This window comes from Alteromonas halophila, assembly GCF_014651815.1.
GTDB classification, from domain to species: Bacteria; Pseudomonadota; Gammaproteobacteria; order Enterobacterales; family Alteromonadaceae; genus Alteromonas; species Alteromonas halophila.
This window is the reverse complement of sequence record NZ_BMXP01000020.1, coordinates 1-4,157: the sequence shown is the minus strand read 5'-3', so window position 1 is coordinate 4,157 and position 4,157 is coordinate 1. Positions and strand designations below refer to the sequence as shown.

Below are 4,157 nucleotides of genomic sequence, written 5' to 3'. Positions count from 1 at the left end.
TGTTGAGCGTGCGCTGAATGCAAGACCCAGGAAATGCCTAGGGTTTAAGCAGCCATCGGTCGTGTTCAATGCATTACGAAGAGCAGCTTAATTTAGCGAGTGGTGCACTTCGGGGTTGAATCCGCGATTACTATGGAAATTTATATCTGGAATACGGTCATAGTGCTGACGAAAACTGCGTTCTACGTTGGCTTTGCCTGTATTGCTGGATATACATTTTTTGGCAATGTGTACGGCGGTAATACTTTGGAAAATGGAGAAAGAAGATCATTTAGTCAGATAACCCTTATTGCCGCCTTAATAGCTTTTCTAGCAAATGCAATTTGGTTCTTTGCTAACACTGGCGCAATGGTTGAAGAAGGAATAGTAGGAGCGCTAGACCTAGATATGATTAGTATCATGTGGGATTCGTCAATAGGCGATACCACACTATGGCGCTTGATTGGCCTGATTGGGGTTGCGATAGTAGTAATTTCTTCTCAATTTTGTGTTTGGAAGCTTACTAAATATGTCTTAAACGCCGTGCTTGTCATATGTCTATTTTTTCTTTCTTATTCATTTACTTTGGCTGGACACGTTTCCGTCATGGGGGTCTTTGAAAAAGGTCTATTAATGGTGCATGTCATTGTAATGGCGTGGTGGTTTGGTGCCCTTTACCCTCTTAAAAAAGCCTGCAATAAGTTGGAATTCGAAAAGCTTTATCAATTGATGGAAAGGTTTGGAAAACAAGCTAGTGTCATGGTAAGTCTGCTCTTAATCGCTGGCTTATTATTGGCAATTCAGTTGGTGGGTGGATTAGATGCTCTGCTATTTACTAATTATGGACAAACCATATTAGTTAAATTGTTGTTAGTGATTTGCGTAATGAAGATAGCCGCTACACATAAATTGAAATTAGTCCCGCAGCTCAAAAATAATGATGGCAGAAAAACATTATCCAAATCAATCTCAATTGAAATGTTTGTAGCTATTGCCATTTTATCTGTAACAGCAGTGCTTACTAGTATTGTCGGCCCTGTAAATTAAACCTGAAAAGAGAATGAAAATGAAAAAAAGAAATATACTACTCGTTTTATTAATGACGGTTAGCTTTGTAGTTCACGCTCATGGTGACAAACAAAAAGATAAAGGAATGCTTAAAGGGCTGGATACCCCAGCTGCAAAAGTTGTATTAGCTTTTCATGAAGCGTTAGAAACAAGTAACAAAGAGCTTGCGCGTGCTCAATTAGCTGATGATGTCACCATTTATGAGGGCGGTCGTGTTGAAAGAAGCGCAGACGAATACGCTCATCATCATATGTTGTCTGATATGAAGTACTTGGCGGCTATGAAGAGCGAAACATTAGAGCACCAAGTGACAGTTCTTGGTAATACTGCGATATCGGCCTCGCGTAGTCATACTACAGGCTCTTACAAGGGTAAAGAGCGCAATTACGAAGGTATGGAAACAATGGTGCTGGAAAAACAAAATGGTGAATGGAAAATCAAGCACATTCATTGGTCTCATTAATTTATTGGTAAAAAAGACTGAGAATAAAATTGACTTCACCACAGTGTTATCTGTGCGAAGCTTTGAGAAAAAATGGAACCCAGTATTATCAGGAGTGCGCTAAAGCTTGTCGCAACTTAATTGATATATGTCGGAAAACCGTGAAATCGTGCTGTTGTTCGTAAGAGTTTAATTGCTTTTTTTGTTTGGAATTTCTTGCGAAAAAAGTTTGTAATAAAACGTAGCAGACCATGTCAGCATCATAAAGCCTAGAAGTGATTGCATCGCTGTGATGAATTTAATATGGCCTTCGGGGTTGAACTCACTCAACCCTAGGGTCGTCATAGTCACTAATGAATGGTAAAAGTAATCTCTGAAAATTGGTTTAAACGCTTTAGTAAATTCACCAAGCTCAAGGAGTTGGTGAGCAGCCCAATATATGCCTGTAAAGTAAAATGACTCAACAATATGTACTGCAAATATTATAAGTAATGCAAGCATCGCCTGCCATACCGAAAGACAGCAGTCACATTTTACATAATACCGTTGAAGTCCGTACAGTACATAGTAATGTGTCAAACAGGCCGCTAAGACGCCAACTAGTGCGATTAAAACTGCTAAAACCATTGATCCCCTCTGCTTAACTCAAACTGTCAAACCCTCATAGGTTCATAATGTTGGTTCGTTATTTGCTATAATTCAAGAATTTGGTTTTAAATGGCTTAAGTACGGCCAGATTTATGTAAAGTTTACAAATCTTAATAAGGATTGCTAATGAAATATTCCAAGTTTGCAGCGATGATTATCACCTCTACTATTGCGATGTTCATTATGATGTATCTTAACACCTATACTGTTTCGCATATTTGGTTCAGCGAAACACGCTCGTATATGGCGCTCTATATGGGGGCGGGGATGGCCATAATTATGTTGGCGTTTATGCTGGGAATGTACACCAATAAGAAAATAAATACAGCGATTTTTATTGGGGCGGCATCTGTATTCTTGGTGTGCGTCTATTTGGTTCGCTCTCAGACAACGGTAGCAGATTCTTCTTACATGAAAGCGATGATACCGCATCACTCAATTGCAATATTGACTAGTGAACGTTCAGGCATTGAAGACGTTCGCGTCAGGGAGTTAGCCGATAACATTATCAAGGCCCAGCGCAAGGAAATTAAAGAAATGGAATGGTTAATTAAAGACATTGAAGCCAATGGTAAGGCGATCACACAGGCTGAAGCATCCCAAAGACCAGTTCCATCGTTTGAGGGTAAAGTCGGAAAAGGAGGGGAAGATGAGTAAAACAGTTAAACTATATAGAATGGTGACTGATGAGCATATTTGTCCCTATGGTTTGAGATCCAAAGACTTGTTAGAGAGGCAAGGATATGAAGTAGAAGATCATGAACTCACCTCTAGACAAGAAGCTGACGAATTTAAAGCCAAGCATGATGTACAAACGACCCCACAAGCTTTTATCGACGGCCAACGAGTTGGCGGGTACGATGATTTGAGAGAGTATTTCAATAAAGGCGAAGCAGGGCAAACGGGTACTACGTATACGCCTGTTATCGTCATATTTTCAGTAGCAGCGCTTCTGGCTATAGCCGTACAATACTTCGTTGCTGGTTCTTATATTTCTATCAGAACCTTGATGTTATTTATTGCATTTTCGATGACCTTTTTAGCGGTGCAAAAATTAAAAGATTTGTACAGCTTTACAAATTCTTTTATCACTTATGATTTGTTAGCGATGAAATGGATAAGATATGGTTATATTTACCCATTTATAGAAGCATATGCAGGGATCGGGATGGTTGCCCAACTGCCGGCGCTGGCAGTAGCTCCTTTCTCATTATTCATTGGAACTGTGGGTGCAATATCTGTCTTCAAAGCGGTGTATATTGATAAACGGGAATTAAAATGTGCTTGTGTCGGTGGTGACAGCAGCGTTCCCCTTGGTTTTGTATCGCTATCTGAAAATTTGTTTATGATAGCAGGCGCACTGATTATGTTGTTTTTATAATGTGTTTTAAGACTCGTTAGAGGTCACTAGACAGTTGCATAGCCGCCAACAGTCGAAATATTTAGAGCGTCTCGCTACCTTTTTTAGTGGCCGTAATTGGTACGAACACCACAGGCGGCTTGACGCTGCGCGGTGACGCAACAATACACAGTATTAAGATTCCTCTATTACGTCGTTTGGTGTCAACTATAAAGGTTATACTCAGGTCATATCTGACCTACCAATTTAAAGGTATGGATCCGATTTAATCGGTCAGTCCGTTCAGAGGGATTGCCCATCACGAAAGTGTCTAATAATCAGAAAGGAGCCAGCGAAAGACGCTGGAAACGCCTCTCACTGGTATTGCGACAGTACAATATCCTCAGCTTTACTATAGCTATTGCTCATGATTTAAGCAAAAAATTCAGTAAGTGGCCACTTAAGGGCTGATTCACCATAAAAAACCGCAACCGCGCCAGATCGCTCTTCGCATTGCCGTTAGCGTAAAAACGCTGATATGCGGGGCGAATACCGACTGAATCGCCACTACTAACCTAGACACTTCCCAGCCGTTCTTCGTAACGATTTTCATACTCTACTGGTGACAGTAGATTATTGGAACCATGTTTTCGTTTGCTGTTATAGAACATCTCGATGTAA

General features: G+C 40.4%; 5 protein-coding genes. 4 read left to right on the top strand and 1 reads right to left on the bottom strand.

All coding sequences use genetic code 11. From position 1 onward, the window contains the following. Positions 1 to 132 precede the first annotated feature (132 nt). Both IE054_RS17650 and IE054_RS17645 read left to right on the top strand, forming a co-directional pair. The gene (locus IE054_RS17650) at positions 133 to 1,026 is read left to right on the top strand and encodes a CopD family protein (protein ID WP_024017185.1); all 894 of its coding nucleotides are present in this window, start codon (positions 133 to 135) and stop codon (positions 1,024 to 1,026) included. Between the two features lie 13 nt (positions 1,027 to 1,039). Further along, complete coding sequence (locus IE054_RS17645) at positions 1,040 to 1,510, top strand: YybH family protein (RefSeq protein ID WP_189408577.1); 471 nt, start codon at positions 1,040 to 1,042, stop codon at positions 1,508 to 1,510. Positions 1,511 to 1,678: 168 nt separating this feature from the next. Here IE054_RS17645 and IE054_RS17640 read toward each other — a convergent pair whose 3' ends face one another. Continuing rightward, complete coding sequence (locus tag IE054_RS17640; RefSeq protein WP_147402509.1) at positions 1,679 to 2,116, bottom strand: ion channel; 438 nt, start codon at positions 2,114 to 2,116, stop codon at positions 1,679 to 1,681. A gap of 147 nt (positions 2,117 to 2,263) precedes the next feature. Between IE054_RS17640 and IE054_RS17635 the strand changes: the two genes are divergently transcribed. Together IE054_RS17635 and IE054_RS17630 are read left to right on the top strand one after the other, a co-directional pair. After that, a complete protein-coding gene (locus IE054_RS17635; RefSeq protein WP_118491398.1) occupies positions 2,264 to 2,794 on the top strand; it encodes a DUF305 domain-containing protein in 531 nt (176 codons plus the stop codon). Continuing rightward, entirely contained in the window at positions 2,787 to 3,518 is a 732-nt protein-coding gene (locus IE054_RS17630) for a MauE/DoxX family redox-associated membrane protein (protein ID WP_189408576.1), read from the top strand. The genes IE054_RS17635 and IE054_RS17630 overlap by 8 nt, the downstream gene beginning before the upstream one ends. Positions 3,519 to 4,157: the final 639 nt, after the last annotated feature.